The organism is Burkholderia sp. Bp9031, assembly GCF_003857965.1.
Classification (GTDB): domain Bacteria; phylum Pseudomonadota; class Gammaproteobacteria; order Burkholderiales; family Burkholderiaceae; genus Burkholderia; species Burkholderia ambifaria_A.
On record NZ_QTPW01000019.1, the window covers coordinates 86,985 to 111,148 of the forward strand.

A 24,164-nucleotide genomic window follows, 5' to 3' on the forward strand; every position below is an offset into this window, starting at 1 on the left:
TATTCATTATTTTTATTGGTCGAGGAAACCTACATTAGTCCTGTCGCCGGATCGTCCGGCACTTACGAACCAAGGAGCAGGACATGAACGCATCGAAACAGGTCGCCCTCGTCACGGGCTCGTCGCGCGGCATCGGCGCGGAAATCGCCCGCCGTCTCGCCCGGGACGGCTTCCGGGTCGTCGTGAACTACGCCGGCGGCACCGCCCCGGCCCGGGAAGTAGTCGACGCGATCGCCGCCGACGGCGGCGAAGCCATCGCGGTACAGGCGGACGTCGCCGACCCGGCGGCGGTGGCCGCACTGTTCGATGCGGCCGAGCAGGCGTTCGGCCGCATCGACGTGGTCGTCAACAGCGCTGGCGTCATGAAGCTTGGCGCGCTCGCCGAGTTCGACGATGCGGCCTTCGACCAGACCGTCGCGATCAACCTGAAGGGGGCGTTCAACGTCAGCCGCGAGGCGGCGAAACGGGTGCGCGACGGCGGGCGCATCGTCAATCTGACGTCGAGCGTGATCGGCATGCGCCTGCCGACCTACGGCGTGTACATCGCGACCAAGGCGGCCGTCGAAGGGATGACGCAGGTGCTCGCGCAGGAGATGCGCGGCCGCGGCATCAGCGTGAACGCCGTCGCACCGGGGCCGGTCGCCACCGAATTGTTCCTGCAGGGCAAGAGCCCCGAGCTGGTCGATCGCATGGCGAAGCTGAACCCGCTCGAGCGGCTGGGCCAGCCCGAGGACATCGCCGGCGTCGTCGCGTTCCTCGCCGGCCCCGACGGCGCGTGGGTCAACGGCCAGATCCTGCGCGCCAATGGCGGCATGTGCTGACCAGCGCAGGGAATCGCATTCGCCGCGAGAGGTTCAGGAACATCAGACTCGCCGACCTGCTTGCGCCCCGCGTCGGCGGCGGATCCGCCGCCCGCCGGCCGCAATACATGGCGAATGCCGCCGGCACCCGCCGATCGCAGTCAGCGCATTCGGGCGCAGCGGCCTTCTTCAGTCACCGCTCGCACTCGTGCCCGTGTCGTTCAGCGCATCCGCCATCAACTCCCCGAACCACTCGATAAACGCGTTGAGCCGCCGCGACCGGTGCCGGCGATGCGGATACACGGCCGACACGTCCATCGGCGCGGCCCGATGGCCGGGCATCACCTCGACCAGCGCACCGCTGTCGAGCAGATGCATGACGTCGAACCGCGGAATCTGGATCAGCCCCATCCCGGCAATGCAGCTCGCGATATAGGTTTCGGCGTTGTTGACGATCACGCGGCTCGGCAACGCCAGTGTGTGCCGCCCACCGTCCGCGCAGTATTCCCAGCCGAGCTCGCGCCCGGTCGTCGGCGACGCATAGCCGATCGCCCAGTGGCCGTGCGCGAGCGCATCCGGATGCTCGGGCACGCCGCATTCGCGCAGGTAGTCGGGGCTCGCACAGTTGATCAGCGCAAACTGCCCGAGCGGCCGTACGACGAGACTGCTGTCCGCGAGCCGCCCGACCCGGATCGCGCAGTCGACGCCTTCCTGCACGAGGTCGATCGACCGGTCGGTCGAGCCGAGCGAGAGCTGCAGCTTCGGATACTGGCGAAACAGCGAAGGCAGCGCGGGCGCAACCACGCGACGCGCGATCCGGCTCGGCACGTCGACGTTCAGCCGCCCGATCACGTCGCGGTCGCGGCGGCGGAACAGGCGATCGAGGTCGTCGGCCTCCGCGAGCAGCCGCCGGCCGCGCTCGAGCAGCAGCGCGCCGTCGGCAGTCAGCTGGACCTGCCGTGTCGTGCGGTGCAACAGGCGCGTGCCAAGCGCCGTCTCGAGCTGCTGGACGGCCGCCGACACGGTCGCGCGCGGCACGTCGAGCGCATGCGCGGCCTTGATGAAGCTGCCCATCTCGGCAACCTGAAGGAAGATTCTGACCTGGTCCAGCTTGTCCATCGGCGGGTGGAAAAAGTGGGTTCGGACGACCGTCACCGGCAAACGCCGGGCGTCGCGGCCGATGCCTGCGGCACAGAAGAAACGGGCGCGTAGCTTCGTGCCCGCGCGCCCGTCCATTGTCCATGCAAACGGTCCATTGCGGGTTCCCGCGCGCACACGGCGCCCGCCGACACGGCCCGTTACTTCGTCGTATAGCCGCCGTTGATCAGGATCGTCTGGCCGGTGATCCACCAGCCGTCGGTCACGAGGTGACGGATGAACGGCACGACGTCCTCGATGTCGGTGAGGCCCGTCTTGCTGAACGGCGACAGCGCGGCCGCCGTCTTGTGATACGCGACCGCGTCGGCGCCTTCGGCCGGATAGAAGAACGGCGTGTCCATCGGACCCGGCCCGACCGCCGTCACCGAGATGCCGCGCGCGCCGTACTCCTTCGCCGCTGCGCGCGTGAAGTGCTCGACCGGCGCCTTCGACCCTTCGTAGGCCGCATAGAACGGCGTGAACGCGCCGAGCAGCGACGTCACGAGCGTGACGAGCTTGCCGTGATCCTCGAGGTGCCGCCCCGCTTCCTTGATGAAGAAGAACGCCGACTTGCTGTTCACCGCGAACATCTCGTCGTATTCGGCCTCCGAAATTTCCGTGAACGGTTTCTTCAGCACCTTGCCCACGGTGTTGATCGCGATGTCGATCTTGCCGAAGCGCTGCTTCGCGTCGTCGAACAGTTTTTCGACCGCGGCGGCCGTCGTCAGGTCGGCCTGGAACGTCGCGGCTTGCGCGCCGGCCGCGCGCACGGCGGCGGCCGTCTCCTCGGCCTGCGCCTGCGACGCCGCGCTGTTGTAGTGAATCGCCACCGCCTTCGCGCCGTGGCCGGCCAGGTCCCGGGCGATCAGGCCGCCGAGATTCTTGGCGCCGCCTGCGATCAGGACGACCTTGTCTGCGAGCGTGTGAGTAGCCACGGTTGACTCCTTTTAGCGTTGAATGAAGCTAGGAGTGTAGGCACGCGCAACGCACCGGTCAGCCCGGCGCGGCTGGATGGATTATCCAGAAAAGCGCTCCAATCGAGCGGCGGGAATGGCGGGCTGCCCCACCGACAGCGGCCGCGAAATCGGCTCGGCGCGATATGATGCGCGGCCCCGGCGCCACGCGAATCACCGTGTGTACAGCACCGCGTCGATCTTGCCGAGCAGCCACTGCATGCCGGCCAGATGCTGCTGGTCGTGGCTGCACAGGTAGTGAAGGAGGCCGCGCACGGTCACCGCGCCATAGCCTTCGAACTCGCCGGTGCGTGCAAACTGATCGGGCGTGAGGCGCGCCACGAGGTCGAGCGTCTCGCGCCGTGCGTCGCGAATCGCCGCGAGCACGTCGGATGCGTACGCGGCGTCGTAGCGGCGCGCGATCGCGAGCGCGTCGCCGTCGACCGACACGAGCAGCGGGTGGTCTTCCTCGAGCATCCGCCGCAGCCGCACGTGATAGCCGTCGATCTCGATGTCGCGCACGTGGCAGAGCTGCCCGAGCGGCGAGAAGTGCTCGCTCGGGATGCCGCTCCAGTCGTCGGGCGTCCAGCGCGCGTAGCCGTCCGGCACGGCGGCGAAATGGGCTTCGAGCTGGCGGGGAAAATCGGCGAGTGCATCGAGCGTCGTCGGATTCATGCGGCAAACTCCGTGGCGGATGAAGACGGCGGCAGCTCTGGCACGGGCCTGCCGCCGCCGTGGCACGACTTCTCGCTGAAGCCGAACGTCCCTTGCGTGCGACGGCCGTCGGTCGCGAAGGATGAGCGCGCGCAGCGCTCCGGCAGCTTACCAGCGCGGGCGGGTTCGTGCCGGTGCCGGCACGCGGCTTGATAGAATGCGCGCGCTATGGATCTCGAAAGCATTCTCTACACGCAGGGCTTCGGCTCGCGCCGCCAGTGCCGCGGCCTGATCGAAACGGGCCGCGTCACCGTCGCGGGTGCGAGCGCGACCGACCCCGACGCGTCGTTCGACACCGACGGCCTGGTGTTCACGGTCGACGACACCGCGTGGCCGTTCCACGCCCGCGCGTATCTCGCGCTCAACAAGCCGGCCGGCTACGAGTGTTCGCGCGAGCCGCAACACCACGCGAGCGTGTTCAGCCTGCTGCCCGCGCCGCTCGTCGCGCGTGGCGTGCAGTGCGTCGGCCGCCTGGACCAGGACACGACGGGCCTGCTGCTGCTGTCCGACGACGGCCAGTTCGTGCATGCGTACACGTCGCCGAAGCGCAAGGTGCCGAAGACCTACGTCGCGACCGTGCGCCACCCGCTCGACGACACCCAGCTGGACGCGCTGCGCGCCGGCGTGCAGCTCCACGGCGAGCCGAAGCCGATCGCGGCGGTCGCCGCCGACGCGCGCGACACGCATGCGCTCGCGCTGACCGTCCTCGAAGGCAAATATCATCAGGTGAAACGCATGGTCGCCGCGGCCAGCAATCGCGTCGAGGCACTGCACCGCGAAAGCATCGGCGGCTTCACGCTGCCGGATGACCTGGCGCCCGGCGCGTGGCGCTGGCTCGGGGAAAGCGACCTTTCAGCCCTGCGCAATCCCGTCAAAACCCTGTAAGGGAAAATCCGCACGACCGTTCGAAGTCCGGCCGCATCGCGGCCGAACGTTCCCCCGCTATACTGAAATCACAAGCTGTAAGAGCAGCAATGCAGGGGAGACATCATGAACATCAACCATTCGTTCGAACTGTCGTACGTGACGATCGCGTTCGCGGTCATGGGCGCCATCGTGATCGGCGCGCTGCTGGCCACGATGCACATGAAGCACAAATATCATCCGAACCTGATTGGCGCGCTGATCGGCGCGTTGCTGTGCTTCCTGCTGATCGAGGCGTTACCGGCGCTGACCTGACGCGCTGCGCGGCGCGAGCGTTTGAAGGAATTCGTCTACGGTTGGATAGCGCAACGTCACGCACAATTCGGTCTTGAGCCGTGCATTGGACAGGCGCCGCGACTCGCGCATGAACGACAGGAGCGTTGGCTCGAGCTGATGCTCGGCGTCCGCGCGGCTGATACGCGGCGGCGGCGGCAGGCCGAATGCCTGTGCGACCCGGTCGAAATACTCTCCCATCCGCAGTTCGCTGTCGTCCGACGCGTGCACGGCGCGCGCCGGCTTGCCGCGCACGGCCGCGCGGCGCAGGATCGTCGCGAGATCGTCCGCATGGATGTGATTGGTGTAGACGTCGTCGGCCGGCTCGAGCGCCGGCGTGCCGCGTTCGAGCCGCGCGAGCGGCAATCGGTTCGCCGCGTAGATGCCGGGAATGCGCACGATGCGCGCGGACAGCACGCCGCGCACCGTCGCCGCCCGCAGCTGGCGCTCTGCCGACACGCGCCGGAACGCGCGCGGATTCGCGGGGCGCAGCGGCTGCGTTTCATCGATTCGCGCCCCGCCGCAATCGCCGTATACGCCCGTCGTACTGGCATAGACGAGCGTCGGCGCGCGAAGGGCGTCGGGTACAATACGCGCTGCCTGAAGCGGCATGCCGGCCTGTCGGGTCGCGGCGCGCAGCGTGCGAAGCCGGCCCACCGAAGACACCGACGGTGCGCGGGGTCGCCGTGCAGGCACGGACAATGCGGCGATCAACGCACGGGTGCGGCGATCGTCGCGGCCGTCGGATGGCGGCGGTGCGAGATGCAGGATCGTGCGGGCAAGCCCGGCGATCCGTACGAGTGTCGCCCGGTGATCCAGGTTGCCGACGATCGGCGTCGCGCCGGCCGCGCGCAATTCGTCGCAGCGGCCCGGATGGCTCGTCAGCGCGACGATGCGCAGGTTGCGGCGCGCGGCGCGCCACTGCGCGACGCAGCGCAGCCCGACGTCGCCGCAGCCGACGATCAGTGCGCGCGGCCGGCGCAGGATTCGAGTCGCGATCATGTTGGTTGCGAAATCAGTAGCCACCGTTGCGCGGCGCGCAACGGGTTTGCATTGTAGCTGCCGTGCGCGACATGCACGGTCCCCACATTTTGTTCTATTTGGTTCTATGGCATTCAACGTTACTCTCAAGCAAAGCGGCCGGCAGTTCCAGGTCGAGTCGGACGAAACCGTGCTGGCGGCGGCGCTGCGCCAGAACGTCCATCTGCCGTACGGGTGCAAGAACGGCGCGTGCGGCTCCTGCAAGGGCCAGATCGTGTCGGGCCAGATCGAACAAGGCCCGCACGCCGCGTCGGCATTGTCCAACGACGAACGCACGCGCGGCCTCGCGCTGCTGTGCTGCTCGAAGGCGCAATGCGACCTCGAGATCGACGTGCGTGAAATCGCCGGCGTCGACGGCGTGCAGGTGAAGAAGCTGCCGTGCCGGATCGCCGCGCTCGAGCGCCGCGCCGACGACGTGATGGTCGTGAAGCTGCAGCTGCCCGCCAACGAGCGCCTGCAATACCTCGCGGGGCAGTACGTCGAATTCATCCTGAAGGACGGCTCGCGTCGCAGCTACTCGATGGCGAACGCGCCGCACGAGGAAGGCCCGATCGAGCTGCACATCCGCCACATGCCGGGCGGCAAGTTCACCGACCACGTGTTCGGCGCGATGAAGGAGCGCGACATCCTGCGCTTCGAAGGCCCGCTCGGCACGTTCTTCCTGCGCGAGGACTCCGACAAGCCGATCGTGCTGCTCGCGTCGGGCACCGGCTTCGCGCCGATCAAGGCGATCGTCGAGCACGTGAAGCACACGGGCATCACGCGCCCGATGACGCTGTACTGGGGTGCTCGCCGCAAGCAGGACATCTACCTCGGCGAGCTCGCCGAGCAATGGGCGCGCGAGATCCCGAACTTCACGTACGTGCCGGTGCTGTCCGAACCGGACGACGCCGACCAGTGGACCGGCCGCACCGGCTTCGTCCACCGCGCGGTGATCGAGGACCTGCCCGATCTGTCGGGCCATCAGGTGTACGCATGCGGCGCGCCGGTGATGGTTGAATCCGCGCAGCGCGACTTCACGCAGCACCACGCGCTGCCGGCCGACGAGTTCTACGCGGATTCGTTCACGAGCGCCGCCGATCTCGCGCATCCGGTCTGAACACCGGGCGCGCCCGCGTCCCCCGCTGCGCGCCGCCGTGTCACATCCGTGGCATCGCGGCGGTTTACAGTGGGGCGCGGGATGCCTTATGCTTGCGCACATGAACCGCTTCCTGTCCGCTCTCCGACGTCGCCGCTCGCCGCTCCGCCCGGATGCCGCCGGCTCGTCACGGACTCGCGCGTAACCCTTCTCCGCTTCACCGGTTACGCACAAGCTGTTCGATCCACCAGCCACGGCCTTCCGTGGCTTTTTTATTGCCCGTTTCCCTTTCAACGCCCGCTGGAGTCTGCTGCCATGCCCCTGAACGATTACCCGATCGACTCGCTGATGTACATCACGAACCGCCCCGACATCGTGTTTACGCACGGCAAGGGTTCGTGGCTCTACGATCACACGGGCAAGCGCTATCTGGACTTCATTCAGGGCTGGGCCGTCAACAGTCTCGGCCACTGCAACGACGGCATCGTCGAAGCGCTGAAGACGCAGGCCGAGAAGCTGCTGAACCCGTCGCCCGCGTTCTACAACGAACCGATGGCGAAGCTCGCGGACCTGCTCACGCAGCACAGCGTATTCGACAAGGTGTTCTTCACGAACAGCGGCGCGGAAGCGAACGAAGGCGCGATCAAGCTCGCGCGCAAGTGGGGCCGCAAGTTCAAGAACGGCGCATACGAGATCATCACGTTCGACCACAGCTTCCACGGCCGCACGCTCGCGACGATGTCGGCCAGCGGCAAGCCGGGCTGGGACACGATCTACGCACCGCAGGTGCCGGGCTTCCCGAAGGCCGAGCTGAACGACATCAACTCGGTCGAGAAGCTGATCACCGGCAAGACCGTCGCGGTGATGCTCGAGCCGATCCAGGGCGAAGGCGGCGTGATTCCGGCGACGCGTGAATTCATGCAGGCGCTGCGCGCGCTGACGAAGCAGCACAACCTGCTGCTGATCGTCGACGAAGTGCAGAGCGGCTGCGGGCGCGCCGGCACGCTGTTCGCGTACGAGCTGTCCGGCATCGAGCCGGACATCATGACGCTCGCGAAAGGCATCGGCGGCGGCGTGCCGCTCGGCGCGCTGCTGTCGAAGGCCAACGTCGCGGTGTTCGAGGCCGGCGACCAGGGCGGCACGTATAACGGCAACCCGCTGATGACGGCGGCCGGCTATTCGGTGATCTCGCAGCTCGTCGCGCCGGGCTTCCTCGAAGGCGTGCGCGCGCGCAGCGAATACCTGAAGCGCAAGCTGCTCGAACTGTCGGAGGAGCGCGGCTTCGAAGGCGAACGCGGCGAAGGCCTGCTGCGCGCGCTGCTGCTCGGCAAGGACATCGGCCCGCAGATCGTCGAGAAGGCGCGCGACATGCAGCCCGACGGCCTGCTGCTCAACGCAGCCCGCCCGAACCTGCTGCGCTTCATGCCCGCGCTGAACGTGACGACCGAGGAAATCGACCAGATGATGGCGATGCTGCGGTCGATCCTCGATACGCTCTAAGGAGACCCCCGCGATGGATGCCGCCGCCGATGCTGTCGCCATCCGCCCGTTCGAACGCGCCGACACCGATGCCGTGCTTGCAGTCTGGCGCGACGCGTTCCCGCAGTACGACGAAGCCGGTGCGCCGCCGCACCGCGATCCGCTGCGATCGATCGAGCTGAAGTTCGCAACGCAGCCGGAGCTGTTCTTCGTCGCGACCTGCGGCGCGCGGGTCGTCGGCACGCTGATGGCGGGTTTCGACGGACATCGCGGCTGGCTCTACTCGTTCGGCGTGTCGCACGACGCGCGGCGACTCGGCATCGGCCGCGCGCTGATCGCGCATGCGGAACGCGCGCTCGCCGCGCGCGGCTGCCTGAAGATCAACCTGCAGGTACTGCCCGGCAACGACGATGCGTGCCGCTTCTATGCGGCGCTCGGCTATCGCGTCGAAGAACGCATCTCGTTCGGCAAGACACTGCCGGCCGCCTGACGCCGGCAGTCGCCACCCTCAGCGCGTGATCGGCACCGCGCCCGGCAGTGGGTTGCCGAGCGCGTCGGTCGGCACGGCCTGCTGCCCGAACGCCGCGCAATACGCGGCCCATTGCGACTCGCTCACGCGCACGATCAGCGCGCCGTCCTGCCACACGTCGTTGTGATCGTTGTGGTCATCGCCCGCGCGGTGCAGGTAGTTCGAGCCCGTCGAACCCTGGTTCATGTGCGTGTCGTGAATGCCGTTGCCCTCCGAATACGCGGCACGAAAAGCACGAAAAAAAAGCTGTCACGGCATCCCGTGACAGCTTTTCGAACGTCCTTGCGCGGCACGCCGGCATCCGCCGCCGCGCCGCACCAGATCCGCTGTTTTACTCGCCCAGATACGCGGCCCGCACCTTCGGATCGTCGAGCATCTTCTTCGCGTCGCCTTCCATCGTGACCGTGCCCGAGTCCATCACGTAGCCGCGGTCGGCCGCCTGCAGCGCGAGGCGTGCGTTCTGCTCGACCAGCAGCACCGTGATCCCCTCCTTCGAGATCTCGCGCACCACTTCGAAGATCTTCTCGACCATGATCGGCGACAGGCCCATCGACGGCTCGTCGAGCAGCAGCAGCTTCGGCTTGGACAGAATCGCGCGCGACATCGCCAGCATCTGCTGCTCGCCGCCCGACAGCGTGCCCGCGAGCTGCGTCGCACGCTCCTTCAGGCGCGGGAAGAAGCCGAACATCCGGTCGACGTCCTTCTTGATCTGCTCCTTGTCGTTGCGCAGGTACGCGCCCATCTGCATGTTCTCGACGATCGACATCCGCGCGAAGATCCCGCGGCCTTCCGGCACCATCGCGAGGCCGCGCTTGAGCAGTTCGTGCGCAGGCACGCCCTTGATCGACTTGCCGTCGTACTCGATGTCGCCCGCCGAGTACGGCTTCAGGCCCGTGATCGCCTTCATCGTCGTGGTCTTGCCTGCGCCGTTCGCGCCGATCAGCGTCACGAGCTCGCCCTGGCGGACTTCCATGTCAACACCCTTGACGGCCTGGATGCCGCCGTAGTTGACCTGCAAGCCCTTGATTTTCAACATTGCCGCTGCCATCAGTGCACCCCTGCGCCGAGATATGCCTCAATCACCTTCGGATTCTTCTGCACGTCCTGCGGCAGACCCTCGGCGATCACCTTGCCGTAATCGAGCACCGTCATCCGGTTGCATAACCCCATCACGAGCTTCACGTCGTGCTCGATCAAGAGGATCGTGCGACCGTCCGAGCGGATCTTGTCGAGCAGGCGCGTCAGTTCGACCTTCTCGGTCGCGTTCATCCCGGCCGCCGGCTCGTCGAGCGCGAGCAGCTTCGGGTCGGTCGCAAGGGCCCGCGCAATCTCGAGACGGCGCTGGTGGCCGTACGACAGGTTGCGCGACGTGTAGTCCGCGTACTGCAGCACGCCGACGTATTCGAGCAGCTCGATCGCGCGTTCCTTGATCTCGCGCTCTTCCTGGCGTTCGGCCGGCGTCTGGAACACCGCGCCGAGCAGCCCGTGCTTGGTGCGCACGTGGCGGCCCACCATCACGTTCTCGAGTGCGGTCATCCCGCCGAACAGCCGGATGTTCTGGAACGTGCGCGCGATGCCCGTCTTCGCGACCTGGTGCACCGCGGTCGGCTGGTATTGCGTGCCGTCGAGCCTGAACTCGCCGGAGTCCGGCGTGTAAAGACCCGTGATCACGTTGAAGAACGTCGTCTTGCCGGCACCGTTCGGGCCGATCAGCCCGTAGATCTCGCCTTCCTTGATCTCGAGGCCGACGTCGGACAGCGCCTGCAGGCCGCCGAAGCGCTTGTTCACGCCTTTGACGGACAGTCGGATTTGTTTGTCGCTCATGTGTGATATCCCCTTGTCCGTCGGTTAAGCGCGCACCGGCTTCTTGCTGTTGCGCTTTGCCAGTTTCGCGATCTTGTCCTCATGCTTCGGCGCGGGCCACAGGCCTTCCGAGCGATACAGCATGATGACCACCATCGCGAGTCCGTACAGCGCCTGACGGATCACTTCGGTATCGACGATGTCGTGGCCGAAGATCGCATGCTGCAGCGGGCTCATCGTCGAGCGCAGGAATTCCGGGAAGATCGCGAGCAGCACCGCACCCAGGATCACGCCCGGGATGTGGCCCATGCCGCCGAGCACCACGCAGGCCAGCACCACGATCGATTCCCAGAACGTGAACGACTCCGGCGACACGAAGCCCTGGAACGAACCGAACATCGCACCCGACAGGCCACCGAACGACGCGCCCATCGCAAACGCGAGCAGCTTCACGTTACGCGTGTTGATGCCCATCGCCTTCGCCGCGATCTCGTCTTCGCGGATCGCCGCCCATGCGCGGCCGATACGCGAATGCTGCAGGCGCGTACACACCCAGATCACCAGCAGCGAGCACAGCACGAACAGGTAGTAGTACATGTACACCGACGGCAGCTGGATGCCGAACAGCGAGTGCGTCTGCGACAGGTTGAAGCCGCCGACGTGCACCGGATCGATGCCCGTGATCCCCTTCGGGCCGTTGGTGATGTTCACCGGACGGTCGAGGTTGTTCATGAAGATCCGGACGATTTCACCGAAACCGAGCGTCACGATCGCCAGGTAGTCGCCGCGCAGGCGCAGCGTCGGCGCGCCGAGCAGGATCCCGAAGGTCGCCGCCAGCGCCATCGCGATCGGCACGATGAGCAGGAACGGCACGTGCAGCCCGTTCGGCGCGAGCGCCGCGATCCACTCGAACTGCGAGCTCAAGTGCGGCGAGCTCAGCAGCGCCGCCGTGTACGCGCCCACCGCGTAGAACGCGATGTAGCCCAAGTCGAGCAGGCCGGCGAAGCCGACCACCACGTTCAGGCCCAGCGCGAGCATCACGTACAGCATCGCGAAGTCGAGCACGCGGACCCAGTAGTTGCCGCCGGCCGAGCCGATGATGATCGGCGCGGCGATCACGAAGGCCGCGGTCAGGATGCCGATGATGACGGTCTTGGCGGTGTTGCGCTCTTCGACGAGCGACGTCGAGGATTCGATCGGTTGAATGGATGTCATGTTGTTTGCTCCCCTTCCGTTACGCGCGATCCGCGACACGTTCGCCCAGCAGGCCCGACGGACGGAACACCAGCACGATGATCAGCACGATGAATGCGAACACGTCCTGGTAGTTACTGCCGAATACGCCGCCCGTGAGGTTGCCGATGTAGCCCGCGCCGAGCTGCTCGATCAGGCCGAGCACCACGCCGCCGACCATCGCGCCGCCGAGGTTGCCGATCCCGCCGAGCACCGCCGCCGTGAACGCCTTCATGCCCGGGATGAAGCCCATGTAGAAGTGCACGTTGCCGTATTCGGACGCGATCATCACGCCGGCCAGCGCGGCGAGCGCGGAGCCGATCATGAACGTCGCGGAGATCACGAAGTTCGGGTTCACGCCCATCAGGCTCGCGGTGTTCGGGCTTTCGGCAATCGCACGCATCGCGCGACCGAGCTTGGTCTTGTGCACGAGCAGCAGCAGGCCGGCCATCACGATGAACGCCACCGCGATGATCACGATTTCGGTCACCGAGATCACGGCGCCGGGCGTCGTGTCGGTCGCCTTGATCACGTTGATCGGGTCGGTCGGCAGCAATTGCGGGAACGGCAGCGGGTTGCGCGACCAGATGATCATCGCGGCGGTCTGCAGCAGGATCGACACGCCGATCGCGGTGATCAGCGGGGCGAGGCGCGGTGCGCGGCGCAGCGGCCGGTACGCGACGCGCTCGATCGTGTAGCCCACGCAGGCGCAGACGATCGCGGCGATGCCCAGGCCGATCGTCAGCGTCGCGACGTTGCCGAGTTCGGGGAAGTGGTTCTGCAGCACGGTGATCGCCGACAGGGCGACCATCGCGCCGATCATCAGCACGTCGCCGTGCGCGAAGTTGATGATGCCGAGAATGCCGTACACCATCGTGTAGCCCAACGCGATGATGGCGTACACACTGCCGAGCACCAGCCCGTTGAGAACCTGCTGGACGAAAATATCCATTTAAAGCTCCTTGGCCCGTGCTGCCGGAGGACGTTGCGCCCCGCGGGTAAGCGAGGAATCGCGCCTTCTCGGCGACACTGCGGGTACTAGTCGATACCGGTAAGGGTGGATCGTCCCGGCGCGCGCCGCCCGGCCTGTACGGCCGGACTTGCCGCCGGAGCGGATACAAAAACAGCACCGCACTGTTCCGGTGCCATCAAGAGTCCCGTCGCTAAATCGTCACGACATCGAGGACGGTGTACTTGGCCTCCTTGAAGTCGTAGGGCAGCGTGCTGAAGCGGCCGGTCTCCGGTTTCCCGAATGCCATGCCTTTTTCCGTCACGGCCGGTGCGAACCCCGCGTCCGGACAGATCAGGTTCCGCGCCGCGTCGCCCGCGAGCTCGACCACCTTGACGGCGCACATGCCGTTGTCGCCAAGGATTTGCGCTCCGATGCCGGACGCCGTCGCCTGCGTTGCAAGCGGGCCGTCCGCCGCCGCCCGCGCGGCGCCCGAACCGGCATCGCGAAGGTGGCACCCGACTTTCGTCAGGACTGCGTCGGAATTCGTGAAACGAAGCAGACTGCCCGCCGCGACGCGGTGAGCCGCGGCGACACGCTGTTTCGTCGAATCGAAATGAAAGGGGACCAGTGACATCTGCACGTTGCCTGCGTTGCCCCGAAACCCGGCCGTCCGTCGTTCAACGCGCCCTGCTGCCGCATCACGGTCGGCGGCCCGTCGTCGGGCCAACCGCGTGCCCGTCGCCCGGTTGGTCGCCATGCCGCCGGCGCGTCTTGCCCGCCGTGACGAATGCATGCCGATCTTCGGGCCCTGCGCGTTGAATTCCTCGATCGCCAAACGTGCCCCGTTATCCTTGTCACTGTCCGATTGCGCAATGCGGCACGCCGACGGCGCCGCACGACCGGTTCTGGCAGCGCGCACGTCGCTGGCCGCCGGTACGGCGTATGCCGCAGCCTCCCTGCCCGCCCCGTCGTCGCTCTTTTTTCTGCAACCGGTAAGCATTGCAACCGGTGCGGCGACAGACATGGCGTAAGCCAACTTCACATGCATCGAGTGGTCTCCCGCGCCTTGCCAAAACCTTGTTTCAAAGCCATTCCGGCCTGAAAACGGGCGCATTGTAACTCCATTTACAGGACGCCAATAATCCTGATTCGATGGGGTTTTCCTGCATTGCAACCAATTTTGAGAGACGGTTAAGCAAGGGTATAGCAACCGGGTTGCACTATTAATGTGAATAATGGTTGCGATTTCGTTTTCGTGACGCAAAAAAAAGCGCGCCGGGAGGCGCGCTTCGGGGTACTGCGGTGTGATGCGGCAATCAGGCGGCAGGCGGCAGGTTCAGCCCGCGCGGCAGCGGAAACGACACGTTTTCCTCGATGCCGTCGAGTGCGCGGACGTTGCGCACGCCGAGTTCGCGCAGCCGCGCGATCACGGCCTGGGCGAGCACTTCGGGCGCCGATGCGCCGGCCGTCACGCCGATGCGGCGCTTGCCGGCCACCCACGCCGGATCGATCTGCTCGGGTGCGTCGACCATGTACGCGGCCACGCCGCGCTTCTCGGCCACTTCGCGCAGGCGGCTCGAATTCGAGCTGTTCGGGCTGCCGACGACGATCACGACGTCGCACTGCGGCGCCATGAACTTCACCGCATCCTGGCGGTTCTGCGTCGCGTAGCAGATGTCCTGCTTCTTCGGCTCGCGGATCTTCGGGTATTTCGCCTTCAGCGCGCCGATGATCTCGGCCGCGTCATCGACGGACAGCGTCGTCTGCGTGACGAGCGCAATGCGCTCGGGATCGGCAAGTTCGAGTTTCTGCACGTCCTCGACGCTTTCGACGAGGTGCATGCCGCGCTCGACCTGCCCCATCGTGCCTTCGACTTCCGGGTGACCCTTGTGGCCGATCATCACGATGTCGACGCCGTCCTGGCGCATCTTCGCCACTTCGACGTGCACCTTCGTGACGAGCGGGCAGGTTGCGTCGTAAATGCGCAACCCGCGCACGTCCGCCTCGTCGCGCACGGCCTTCGACACGCCGTGCGCGCTGAAGATCACGGTGTTGCCGGCCGGCACTTCCTCGAGCTCCTCGACGAAGATCGCGCCCTTCTTCTTCAGATCCTCGACCACGTACTTGTTGTGGACGATCTCGTGACGGACGTAGATCGGCGCACCGTGCATCGCGATCGCGCGCTCGACGATCTCGATTGCGCGATCGACCCCCGCGCAGAAGCCGCGCGGCTGGGCCAGCAGGATTTCGGCATCGGCGGCGACGGTCTGCCCGGACAGCGTATCGGTGGTGCTCATGATTACAGGATTCCGATGATTTTCACTTCGAACGTGAGCGCTTGGCCCGCGAGCGGATGATTGAAGTCGAACAGCGCCGAGGTTTCGCTGACTTCCTTCAGCACCCCTGCATAGCGGCCGCCGTCCGGCGCGTTGAACTCGATCAGGTCGCCCGGCGTGAAATCGTCGCCGACCATCCCGTTCTCGCGCAGCGTCGACAGCGTCACGCGCTGGAGCATGTCGGGATTGCGGGGACCGAACCCCTGTTCGGGCGTTAGCTGAAAAGTCGAATGGTCGCCGACCCTGAGCCCGATCAGAATCTGTTCCAGCGAGGGCGCCAGTTGCCCCGCGCCGAGCAGCAGCGTGGCGGGCTTGTCGGAGAAGGTGTTGACGATGTCGGCGCCGTCGGCCAGCGCAAGCCGGTAATGCAGTGTGACATGGGAACCGGGCTTCACTTCGGATAGATCGATGATGCTCATGAATGACTCGTGTTCGTCGGCGCCCGAACTGGCCGAAAGGCCCGGCGCAAAGCCAATATTGTAAGTCACCTGAGCGCGCAAGGCTGAAAGTGCGACGACGTCGCGCACACGCACGCCGCCAATGGAGTTTCGATCATGCTGTCACCCTGCCCCGTCGCCCCGGCGACCGAATGTCGCGACACCGCCGAAGCCACGGCCGCTGCGGCCCGCCGTATCGGCACCGCCGAGCTGCCGCGCAAGCGCCGCCCGCGGAATTGGCGCCCCGACCTGCCGCGCGAGCGGCTGCTGGAGCGCGGCCCGGACTCGCTGACCGACGCCGAACTGATCGCGCTGCTGCTCGGCACCGGCGGCGGCGGCCGCGACGTGTTCGCCAGCGCCCGCGCGCTGCTCGCCCGGTTCGGCGGCTCGCTGCGCGACATGCTCGACGCGGAGCCGCACGTGTTCGCGACACACCCCGGCATCGGCGCGGCGCGCTCCGCGCTGCTGATCGCCGTGACCGAGATCGTGCGACGCGCGCTGGCCGAAAAGGCACGCACGCGCACGCTGATCGATTCGCCGGGCGCCGTCGAGGACTATCTGCGGCTGCGAATCGGCACGCGTCCGTACGAGGTGTTCGTCACGCTGTACCTGGATGCCCGTCACTGCCTCATCGACGTGGAAGAAAGCGCGCGCGGCTCGCTGACGCGCATGGCCGTCTATCCGCGCGAGATCGTGCGCCGCGCGCTCGCGCTGAATGCCGCCGCGCTGATCATCGCGCACAACCACCCGTCCGGTGCCGTACAGCCGAGTGCGGAAGACCGCCGCCTGACGCGCGCGCTGCACGACGCGCTCACGCTCGTCGACGCAAAGCTGCTCGATCACGTCGTCGTCGGCACAGCTGATACATTTTCGTTCGCACGCGCCGGTTGGTTGTAGACTGTGGCCCGGCACCCCACCCCGGGGGCGCCGCAACGACGAAGCGAAATTGGGTTTGATTTTTCGGAACTTTTTCTGCTAGAATCGTCGTCTGTCTTTTTTCCAACCAGTTCTAGCCATCGAAGGGCCTTGTCTGTAAAGGCTTCGGCGTTCTGAGTGCAGCCATGGATCACGTGGCGGTGCGATGGAACCTTCATCGGCGATCGAACCCCGAATTTAGCGTATTAGGAGTGCTCTCATGGCACGCGTATGCCAAGTAACTGGGAAAGCGCCGATGAGCGGCAACAACGTTTCCCACGCAAACAACAAGACGAAGCGCCGCTTCCTGCCGAACCTGCAAAACCGCCGGTTCTGGGTGGAGAGCGAAAACCGCTGGGTGCGCCTGCGCGTTTCGAACGCCGGCCTGCGCCTGATCGACAAGAACGGCATCGATTCCGTGCTCGCTGACCTGCGCGCACGCGGCGAAGCCTAAGCCCAAGGAGCATAATCATGGCAAAAGGCGCACGCGACAAGATCAAGCTCGAGTCGACCGCTGGTACGGGTCACTTCTACACGACCACGAAGAACAAGCGCAACATGCCGGAAAAGATGGCGATCAAGAAGTTCGATCCCGTCGTCCGCAAGCATGTGGAATACAAAGAAACCAAGATCAAGTAATCTCCGGTTTCTGCTAGCCTGACGGCGACCGAAAAGCCCCGCACATGCGGGGCTTTTTGTTTTGCGCGCACGCGCGAGCCCGACGCGGTATGCTCTCCCCTTTCCGCGGTCACGGCCGACGGAACGCACAAGATCTAAAGCGTAACGATGGAGATGCAGCATGAAATTCGACGTGGCGATCGTCGGCAGCGGCCTGGCAGGGCTGTCGGTCGCACTCAACCTGGCCAGCACGCGACGTGTCGCGCTGATCGCGAAACGTTCGATGATGGAGGGGGCGAGCGATAACGCGCAAGGCGGCATCGCGGCCGTCCTCGACTCGGCGGACAGCATCGAGAACCACGTCGACGACACGCTGGTCGCCGGCGGCGGACTGTGCGACGAAGGCGCGACGCGCTACATCGTCGAGCACGGCCGCGAAGCGATCGAATGGCTGATCTCGCAGGGCGTGCCGTTCACGAAGGACGATGCGGCCGAACTCGGCTTCCACCTGACGCGCGAAGGCGGCCACAGTCACCGCCGGATCATCCACGCGGCCGACGCGACCGGCCATGCGGTGCTCGCGACGCTGTCCGACCGCGCTCGCCAGCATCCGAACATCACGTTCTTCGAAAACCACCATGCGATCGACCTGATCACGTCGGATCGGCTCGGCCTGCCCGGCCGCCGCTGTCACGGGCTGTATGCGCTCGACGTCGACAACGACCGCACGATCACGATCGAAGCGCCGCACACGGTGCTCGCAACCGGCGGCGCCGGCAAGGTCTACCTGTACACGACGAACCCCGACACCGCGACCGGCGACGGCATCGCGATGGCGTGGCGCGCGGGCTGCCGCGTGTCGAACATGGAATTCATCCAGTTCCACCCGACCTGCCTGTTCCATCCGTATGCGAAATCGTTCCTGATTTCGGAAGCCGTACGCGGCGAAGGCGGCCTGCTGAAGCTGCCGGACGGCACGCGCTTCATGCCCGCGCACGATCCACGCGCGGAACTCGCACCGCGCGACATCGTCGCGCGCGCGATCGACTTCGAGATCAAGAAGCGCGGGATCGACTGCGTGTATCTCGACATCAGCCATCAGCCGGAAGCGTTCCTGCGCGAACACTTCCCGACGATCCATGCGCGCTGCCTCGAATTCGGCATCGACATCGCGAAGCAGCCGATTCCAGTCGTGCCGGCCGCGCACTACACGTGCGGCGGCGTCGTCACCGACCTCGCGGGGCGCACCGATCTCGCTGGCCTGTATGCGGTCGGCGAAACGTCGTACACGGGGCTGCACGGCGCGAACCGCCTCGCGAGCAACTCGCTGCTCGAATGCCTCGTGATCGGCCGCGCGGCCGCCGAGGCGATCGAAGCGGCCGGCTTCGACGCCGAAGCGCCGGCCACGCTGCCGGCGTGGGACGAAAGCCGCGTATCGGATGCGGACGAGGAAGTCGTCGTCGCGCACAACTGGGACGAACTGCGCCGGCTGATGTGGAACTACGTCGGCATCGTGCGTACCGACAAACGCCTCGAACGCGCGAAGCACCGGCTGTCGCTGCTGCGCGACGAGATCCACGAGTACTACGCGAATTTCCGCGTGACGCGAGACCTGCTCGAGCTGCGCAATCTCGTCGACGTCGCGACGCTGATCGTGAAGAGCGCATACTCGCGCCGCGAAAGCCGCGGACTGCACTACAGCCGCGACTGGCCGCACACGCTACCGAAGGCGCTGCCGAGCGTGCTCACGCCGCGCTTGCGCCGCCGCTGACCGGTACACCCTCCCCGGCTGCCACACACAGAAAAAAAGCCGTTGGCGGTTGCGCGCCAACGGCTTTTTCGTCAGACGGTATGACACGCGGTCAGTCGATGATCCGCATCGAATAGTCGGTCGCGCGCACGTCCTTCGTCAGCGCGCCGATCGAGATGCGGTCGACGCCCGTCTCCGCGAACGTGCGCACCGTATCGAAATTGACGCCGCCCGACACCTCGAGCACGGCCTTGCCGGCCGCGACGCGCACCGCTTCGCACATCATGTCGAGCGTGAAGTTGTCGAGCAGCACCGACTGCGCGCCATGCGCGAGCGCCGTGTCGAGCTGCGCGAGCGTCTCGACTTCGACCTGCACCGGCACGCCCGAATCCAGCGCGAACGCCGCATCGAGCGCTTCGCCGACGCCGCCGGCTGCCGCGATGTGGTTTTCCTTGATCAGGATGCCGTCGTACAGCGCGAGACGCTGGTTCTCGCCGCCACCGACCCGCACCGCGTACTTCTGCGCGAGCCGCAGGCCCGGCAGCGTCTTGCGCGTATCGAGAATCTTCGCGCGCGTGCCTTCGACGCGATCGACGTAACGGCGCGTCGCGCTCGCGACACCCGACAGCAATTGCAGGAAATTCAGCCCGTTGCGCTCTGCCGTCAACAGCGCGCGCGCCGGCCCTTCGAGTTCGCAGACCGTCGAATCCGACGTCATCCGGTCGCCTTCGCGATAGTGCCATTGCACGGTGATCGACGGATCGATCCGCGCGATGACGGCCTCGAACCACGGCACGCCACACAGCACCGCTTCCTCGCGCACAATGATGCGCGCACGGCGCCGCTCGCCGGCCGGCACGAGGCGCCCGGTCTGGTCGCCGGTGCCGACGTCTTCGGCGATCGCATCGGCGACGTTGCGCGCGATCGCTTCGTCGAATGCAACGCCGTATTGTGCGCGGACGGCCTCGAACAACGGGGAGACTGCGCCAGTCATGCAGCCCCCACGTTCGCGAACAGTTGCTGGTCGCGCTGCAGATCGCCGCTCGCCTGCACGCGCTTCTTGTGCGCCGCTGCGAAATCGAGCATCCGGTCGATCGGCAGACGCGCGCGCACGCCGATCGCGGGATCGACGAAGATCTCGTTGTGACCGCGTTCGAGCACGTCGGCGAGGTTCGCGAGGCCGTTCATCGCCATCCACGGGCAATGCGCGCAGCTCTTGCAGGTCGCGCTGTTGCCGGCCGTCGGCGCGGCGATGAAGGTCTTGCCGGGCGCCGCGAGCTGCATCTTGTGCAGGATGCCGAGATCGGTCGCGACGATGAAGTGCGTCGCGTCGAACTTCACGGCTGCGTCGATCAGCTGCGTCGTCGAGCCGACGACGTCCGCCTGTGCGACGACGTTTTCCGGCGACTCGGGATGCACGAGCACCTTTGCGTCCGGGTATTCCGCGCGCAGCAGGTCGAGCTCGATGCCCTTGAATTCGTCGTGGACGAGGCACGAACCCTGCCACAGCAGCATGTCCGCACCGGTTTTCTTCTGGATGTAGCTGCCGAGATGGCGATCGGGTGCCCAGATGATCTTCTCGCCGCGCGCGTGCAGGTCGGCGACGATCTCGAGGCCGATCGACGACGTGACCATCCAGTCCGCGCGTGCCTTCACGGCGGCGCTGGTGTTCGCGTAGACGACGACGGTGCGGTCGGGATGCGCATCGCAGAACGCGGAGAATTCGTCGACCGGGCAGCCGAGATCGAGCGAGCAGGTCGCATCGAGATCGGGCATCAGTACGCGTTTGCCGGGGCTCAGGATCTTCGCGGTTTCGCCCATGAAGCGCACGCCGGCGACGACGAGCGTCTGCGCGTCGTGGTCGCGGCCGAAGCGAGCCATTTCGAGCGAATCGGCGACGCAACCGCCGGTTTCGTCGGCCAGCTCCTGCAGTTCGGCATCCACGTAGTAGTGAGCGACGAGCACGGCCTTTTCACGGGCGAGCAGTGCCTTGATGCGCGCCTTCAGTGCGGCGCGTTCTTCGGCGGACGGTGCATCGGGCACTTTGGCCCACGCTTGCCCGACGCCACAGACGGTCCCTGCCGAGACCGGCCGGTCGTACTCGACGGATTTGATCGTCGATTGCATCTCCATATCTCCTGTCGACCAGAGTTAGCGCTTTAGCGCTTACTCTGGTCCCATGCTTCGCGGTCGACCAGAGTTGGCGCTTCCGCACCACCCCCAGCCCCATCCTCTACATTCGCCCCGGGGCGCCACGTCGACACGCCCCCAATCCTCACACGACTTCCGGCACCTCCGGCCGTCCTTCGAAAACCGGCCGCCCAAAAGAAAAAACCCCGCCAACGCGGGGTTTGTGACGTCCTGAGATTCTAATCGATTTCGAATCAGGCGTAGCGACGCAGGCGCGTCGCAAATTCCTGCAGCGACTTGATGCCGCTTTGTTCCGCGCGATGACACCAATCCTGCAATTGCGCGAGCAGCTGTTCGCGCGACGCGGTCGAGCGATCCCAGATCGCGGCCAGATCCTGGCGCAGCTGGAAGTACGTATGCAGCTTCTGGCTGTTCGCGAAGATCTCCGGCAGCAGCTTCTTCTGCGGCTCGTCGAGGCCGTCGGCATCCTTGTGGAACCACTTGCGCGCGCCGCGCATCAGCTGGTACTTCTCGCCGCCGATTTCCTTCAGGTGCGCGAGTTCCTGGCGGTACGCACGCTTCACGGCCTTGCCGTAGCGCGCCATCACTTCGTAGCGGTTCGACAGCACGGCCTGCAGCGTTTCCTGGTCGAGCACCGTCTTCGGCTTGTTCAGGCGCGGCGTCGGCGCGACCTTCTTCACCTTCGCGAGGCCAAATGCCGACATGATGCGGATGTACATCCAGCCGATGTCGAACTCGTACCACTTGTTCGACAGCTTCGCCGACGTCGCGAACGTGTGGTGGTTGTTGTGCAGCTCTTCGCCGCCGATCACGATGCCCCACGGGAACAGGTTCGTGCTCGCATCGGCCGAGTTGAAGTTGCGGTAGCCCCAGAAGTGGCCGAAGCCGTTCACGACACCGGCGGCCCAGAACGGAATCCAGACCATCTGCACGGCCCACACGGTCAGGCCGATCACGCCGAACAGCGCGACGTCGATTACCATCATCATGCTGATGCCGAGAATCGGATACTTCGAGTAGAGATTGCGTTCAAGCCAGTCGTTCGGCGTGCCGTGACCAAACTTGCGCATCGTCTCTTCGTTCTTCGCTTCCGCGCGATACAGTTCCGCGCCTTCGAGGAACACCTTCCAGATGCCGCGCGTCTGCGGGCTGTGCGGATCTTCCTCGGTCTCGCACTTCGCATGATGCTTGCGGTGAATCGCGGCCCACTGACCCGTCAGCATGCCGGTCGTCATCCACAGCCACAGGCGGAAGAAGTGGCTCGCGATCGGATGCAGCTCCAGCGCGCGGTGCGCCTGGCAGCGGTGCAGATAGACCGTCACGCCGATGATCGTCACGTGCGTGACGGCCAGCGCGAACAGCGCGACCTGCCACCACGAAAAATGCAGGAGCCCGTGGGAAAGAAAATCGAGCAGGGAATTCAACAAGGCAGTTACCTGTGATGAGAGCGACGCCGGCTCGCGCAGGCGTCAGAAAAATGAAAGCATACCGCGTGTAGACCGGAATTTTACTTCAACCGTTCCAAGTCTTTGTAAAAAATGAATATTTTCTTGTCTTGACGCAACGCGGACAGTCCATCGACGGACCCGGAAGGCTCCACGATCCGGTTCTGGCCGCCGAACTTGCCCGATTCGGGCTCGCGCGCCGTGCCTAAGCCGCCGACGCCTGCCCGTCCACCGGGCCGCCGCCGGCCACGGGCACGCCCTCGGCCACCACGCCGGTCGTGGCAAAGCCCTCCGGCAGGCCGACCACGCGCACTTCGCGCTGCGGAAACGGGATCGAGATCCCGTGCTCGCCGAAGAGCCGCCAGATGTTGCGGTTCACGGCCGAACGCACGCCCGACGTGCCCTTCGCCGAATCCTCGATCCAGAAGCCGAGCTCCAGATCGATCCCGTCGGCGCCGAAGCCGACCAGGTACGGGGTCGGCGCCGGCTCCGCGAGCACGCGCGGCACGCCCTCCGCGGCTTCCGCGAGCACCGACAGCGCCTGCTCGACGTCGCTCGTATAGGCAACCTGCACGGCGACCTTCGCGTAACCGCGCGTCAGGTACGACGACTGGTTCTGCACGACGTCGGTAATCAGCTTCTCGTTCGGGATCAGCGTCTCGTTGCCGTCGAGGCCACGCACGACCGTATAGCGCGTGCGGATCTGCGTGACGACGCCCTGCAGCCCGCCGACGCTGATCGCATCGCCGAGCCGCAGCGAGCGATCGAGCAGGATGATGAAGCCCGACACGTAGTTGCTGGCGATCTTCTGCAACCCGAAGCCGAGGCCGACGCCCACCGCGCCGCCGAACACCCCGAGCACCGTCACGTCGATGCCGACGAGCGACAGCCCGATCAGGATCGCCGCGAACACCAGCAGCGCGCGGCCGACCCGCGACAGCACGACCTTCAGGTTCGCGTCGAGCGTGCTCGCGCGCGCGAGGCGCTCCTCGAACACCGAGCCGAGCCACATCGCGACCATCAGCGTCACGCACACCCACAGCGCGCCGGAGATCACCGACAGCAGCGTGAGATGCGCATTGGCAACGCGGAACTGCACGCTGTCGAGCCAGCCGAGCACGTCGCGCTGGATGCCGAGCACGGTCAGCACCATCGCGGCCCACACGACGGTCGACACGATCTTCTCGACGATCGACAGCCACGCATGCGAGTGTCCGTCGCGCGCGAACACACGCCGCGCAAAGAAGAACAGCACGTAGATCAGCCCGATGCCGAACAGCGGCACGAGCGCGAGCGACAGCAGCGACGTCGACATGAACGGGTCGAACGCGAGCTGCGCGACGCCGACGAAAATGCCGCCGAACAACGGGAACAGCGCGCGCTTCAGGCTTTGCGCACCCGCACCGGGCACGCGCCCGGCCGCCCTGCGGCGCGCATCGATCCGGCCGTGCACGAAGCGCGCCGCCACCCATGCGAAACACAGCGCGCCGACGAGGATCGCCGCCTGCCAGATCATCACCGGCTGGTGGAAATCGCGAATCACCGAGGCCAGCCGGTGCGACAGCAGGCGGCTTTGCAGACTCTCCATCGTCCGTC

The 24,164-nt window shown here is 66.1% G+C and carries 25 protein-coding genes and 1 pseudogene; 10 read left to right on the forward strand and 16 right to left on the reverse strand.

All coding sequences use genetic code 11. The features are described 5' to 3' along the window. Positions 1-83 precede the first annotated feature (83 nt). The gene (locus DIE15_RS23210; protein ID WP_124834448.1) at positions 84-821 is read left to right on the forward strand and encodes an SDR family oxidoreductase; all 738 of its coding nucleotides are present in this window, start codon (positions 84-86) and stop codon (positions 819-821) included. A gap of 168 nt (positions 822-989) precedes the next feature. Here DIE15_RS23210 and DIE15_RS23215 read toward each other — a convergent pair whose 3' ends face one another. The 3 genes from DIE15_RS23215 to DIE15_RS23225 all read right to left on the reverse strand — a co-directional run bounded on the left by DIE15_RS23215 (position 990) and on the right by DIE15_RS23225 (position 3,565). Next, positions 990-1,919, reverse strand: a complete 930-nt coding sequence (locus tag DIE15_RS23215; RefSeq protein ID WP_124834449.1) for a LysR family transcriptional regulator — start codon at positions 1,917-1,919, stop codon at positions 990-992. A 179-nt stretch (positions 1,920-2,098) separates the two neighbouring features. Then, positions 2,099-2,872 carry an SDR family oxidoreductase gene (locus tag DIE15_RS23220; RefSeq protein ID WP_057926053.1) on the reverse strand — a complete coding sequence of 258 codons (774 nt, stop codon included), beginning with the start codon at positions 2,870-2,872 and terminating at the stop codon, positions 2,099-2,101. Positions 2,873-3,064: 192 nt separating this feature from the next. Continuing rightward, complete coding sequence (locus tag DIE15_RS23225) at positions 3,065-3,565, reverse strand: DinB family protein (protein ID WP_124834450.1); 501 nt, start codon at positions 3,563-3,565, stop codon at positions 3,065-3,067. 207 nt (positions 3,566-3,772) lie between these two features. Between DIE15_RS23225 and DIE15_RS23230 the strand changes: the two genes are divergently transcribed. Together DIE15_RS23230 and DIE15_RS23235 are read left to right on the forward strand one after the other, a co-directional pair. Beyond that, entirely contained in the window at positions 3,773-4,489 is a 717-nt protein-coding gene (locus tag DIE15_RS23230; protein ID WP_057926055.1) for a pseudouridine synthase, read from the forward strand. 105 nt (positions 4,490-4,594) lie between these two features. Beyond that, a complete protein-coding gene (locus tag DIE15_RS23235; RefSeq protein ID WP_057926056.1) occupies positions 4,595-4,783 on the forward strand; it encodes a hypothetical protein in 189 nt (62 codons plus the stop codon). On the opposite strand, the gene DIE15_RS23240 is transcribed toward DIE15_RS23235, so the two are convergent. Then, positions 4,766-5,803 carry an NAD-dependent epimerase/dehydratase family protein gene (locus DIE15_RS23240; RefSeq protein ID WP_057926057.1) on the reverse strand — a complete coding sequence of 346 codons (1,038 nt, stop codon included), beginning with the start codon at positions 5,801-5,803 and terminating at the stop codon, positions 4,766-4,768. The two genes, DIE15_RS23235 and DIE15_RS23240, sit on opposite strands and share 18 nt — an antisense overlap. Before the next feature lie 106 nt (positions 5,804-5,909). On the opposite strand from DIE15_RS23240, the gene DIE15_RS23245 reads away from it, so the two are divergent. From DIE15_RS23245 to DIE15_RS23255, 3 genes are all read left to right on the forward strand, one after another. Beyond that, positions 5,910-6,941: a CDP-6-deoxy-delta-3,4-glucoseen reductase gene (locus DIE15_RS23245; protein ID WP_057926058.1), complete on the forward strand. Its 1,032-nt coding sequence runs from the start codon at positions 5,910-5,912 to the stop codon at positions 6,939-6,941. Between the two features lie 294 nt (positions 6,942-7,235). Beyond that, on the forward strand, positions 7,236-8,420 hold the full coding sequence (locus tag DIE15_RS23250; RefSeq protein ID WP_124834451.1) for an acetylornithine transaminase: 1,185 nt from the start codon (positions 7,236-7,238) through the stop codon (positions 8,418-8,420). Positions 8,421-8,433: 13 nt separating this feature from the next. Then, positions 8,434-8,889 carry a GNAT family acetyltransferase gene (locus tag DIE15_RS23255; RefSeq protein WP_124834452.1) on the forward strand — a complete coding sequence of 152 codons (456 nt, stop codon included), beginning with the start codon at positions 8,434-8,436 and terminating at the stop codon, positions 8,887-8,889. A gap of 18 nt (positions 8,890-8,907) precedes the next feature. Here DIE15_RS23255 and DIE15_RS23260 read toward each other — a convergent pair. From DIE15_RS23260 to DIE15_RS23295, 8 genes and pseudogenes are all read right to left on the reverse strand, one after another. After that, a pseudogene (locus tag DIE15_RS23260) lies at positions 8,908-9,159 on the reverse strand (DUF2278 family protein); the annotation flags it as partial. 100 nt (positions 9,160-9,259) lie between these two features. Next, positions 9,260-9,976 carry an ABC transporter ATP-binding protein gene (locus DIE15_RS23265; protein ID WP_057926061.1) on the reverse strand — a complete coding sequence of 239 codons (717 nt, stop codon included), beginning with the start codon at positions 9,974-9,976 and terminating at the stop codon, positions 9,260-9,262. After that, positions 9,976-10,752, reverse strand: a complete 777-nt coding sequence (locus DIE15_RS23270; RefSeq protein WP_057926062.1) for an ABC transporter ATP-binding protein — start codon at positions 10,750-10,752, stop codon at positions 9,976-9,978. Before DIE15_RS23270 ends, DIE15_RS23265 begins: the two co-directional genes overlap by 1 nt. A 24-nt stretch (positions 10,753-10,776) precedes the next feature. Then, complete coding sequence (locus DIE15_RS23275) at positions 10,777-11,946, reverse strand: ABC transporter permease subunit (protein WP_057926063.1); 1,170 nt, start codon at positions 11,944-11,946, stop codon at positions 10,777-10,779. A gap of 19 nt (positions 11,947-11,965) precedes the next feature. Continuing rightward, a complete protein-coding gene (locus DIE15_RS23280) occupies positions 11,966-12,916 on the reverse strand; it encodes a branched-chain amino acid ABC transporter permease (RefSeq protein WP_057926064.1) in 951 nt (316 codons plus the stop codon). Between the two features lie 211 nt (positions 12,917-13,127). Then, positions 13,128-13,964, reverse strand: a complete 837-nt coding sequence (locus tag DIE15_RS23285) for a branched-chain amino acid ABC transporter (protein ID WP_124834453.1) — start codon at positions 13,962-13,964, stop codon at positions 13,128-13,130. Positions 13,965-14,232: 268 nt separating this feature from the next. Next, positions 14,233-15,213 (reverse strand): 4-hydroxy-3-methylbut-2-enyl diphosphate reductase, encoded by a 981-nt coding sequence (gene ispH, locus DIE15_RS23290; protein WP_057926066.1) that lies wholly within the window; start codon positions 15,211-15,213, stop codon positions 14,233-14,235. 2 nt (positions 15,214-15,215) lie between these two features. Next, positions 15,216-15,671, reverse strand: coding sequence for a peptidylprolyl isomerase (locus DIE15_RS23295; RefSeq protein ID WP_057926067.1), 456 nt, complete (start codon positions 15,669-15,671; stop codon positions 15,216-15,218). Between the two features lie 135 nt (positions 15,672-15,806). Between DIE15_RS23295 and radC the strand changes: the two genes are divergently transcribed. The 4 genes from radC to nadB all read left to right on the forward strand — a co-directional run bounded on the left by radC (position 15,807) and on the right by nadB (position 18,993). Continuing rightward, positions 15,807-16,586: a RadC family protein gene (gene radC, locus DIE15_RS23300; protein WP_124834454.1), complete on the forward strand. Its 780-nt coding sequence runs from the start codon at positions 15,807-15,809 to the stop codon at positions 16,584-16,586. Positions 16,587-16,824: 238 nt separating this feature from the next. Then, positions 16,825-17,058 (forward strand): 50S ribosomal protein L28, encoded by a 234-nt coding sequence (gene rpmB, locus DIE15_RS23305; RefSeq protein ID WP_004186391.1) that lies wholly within the window; start codon positions 16,825-16,827, stop codon positions 17,056-17,058. A 17-nt stretch (positions 17,059-17,075) separates the two neighbouring features. Next, positions 17,076-17,243: a 50S ribosomal protein L33 gene (rpmG, locus tag DIE15_RS23310; RefSeq protein WP_006478046.1), complete on the forward strand. Its 168-nt coding sequence runs from the start codon at positions 17,076-17,078 to the stop codon at positions 17,241-17,243. A gap of 160 nt (positions 17,244-17,403) precedes the next feature. Beyond that, positions 17,404-18,993: an L-aspartate oxidase gene (nadB, locus tag DIE15_RS23315; RefSeq protein WP_057926069.1), complete on the forward strand. Its 1,590-nt coding sequence runs from the start codon at positions 17,404-17,406 to the stop codon at positions 18,991-18,993. A gap of 91 nt (positions 18,994-19,084) precedes the next feature. On the opposite strand, the gene nadC is transcribed toward nadB, so the two are convergent. The 4 genes from nadC to DIE15_RS23340 all read right to left on the reverse strand — a co-directional run bounded on the left by nadC (position 19,085) and on the right by DIE15_RS23340 (position 24,156). After that, entirely contained in the window at positions 19,085-19,966 is an 882-nt protein-coding gene (nadC, locus tag DIE15_RS23320) for a carboxylating nicotinate-nucleotide diphosphorylase (protein WP_124834455.1), read from the reverse strand. Beyond that, positions 19,963-21,099 (reverse strand): quinolinate synthase NadA, encoded by a 1,137-nt coding sequence (nadA, locus tag DIE15_RS23325; protein WP_057926213.1) that lies wholly within the window; start codon positions 21,097-21,099, stop codon positions 19,963-19,965. Before nadA ends, nadC begins: the two co-directional genes overlap by 4 nt. A 257-nt stretch (positions 21,100-21,356) precedes the next feature. Further along, positions 21,357-22,550 (reverse strand): acyl-CoA desaturase, encoded by a 1,194-nt coding sequence (locus DIE15_RS23335; protein ID WP_057926071.1) that lies wholly within the window; start codon positions 22,548-22,550, stop codon positions 21,357-21,359. 223 nt (positions 22,551-22,773) lie between these two features. Beyond that, positions 22,774-24,156 (reverse strand): mechanosensitive ion channel family protein, encoded by a 1,383-nt coding sequence (locus DIE15_RS23340; protein ID WP_057926072.1) that lies wholly within the window; start codon positions 24,154-24,156, stop codon positions 22,774-22,776. Positions 24,157-24,164: the final 8 nt, after the last annotated feature.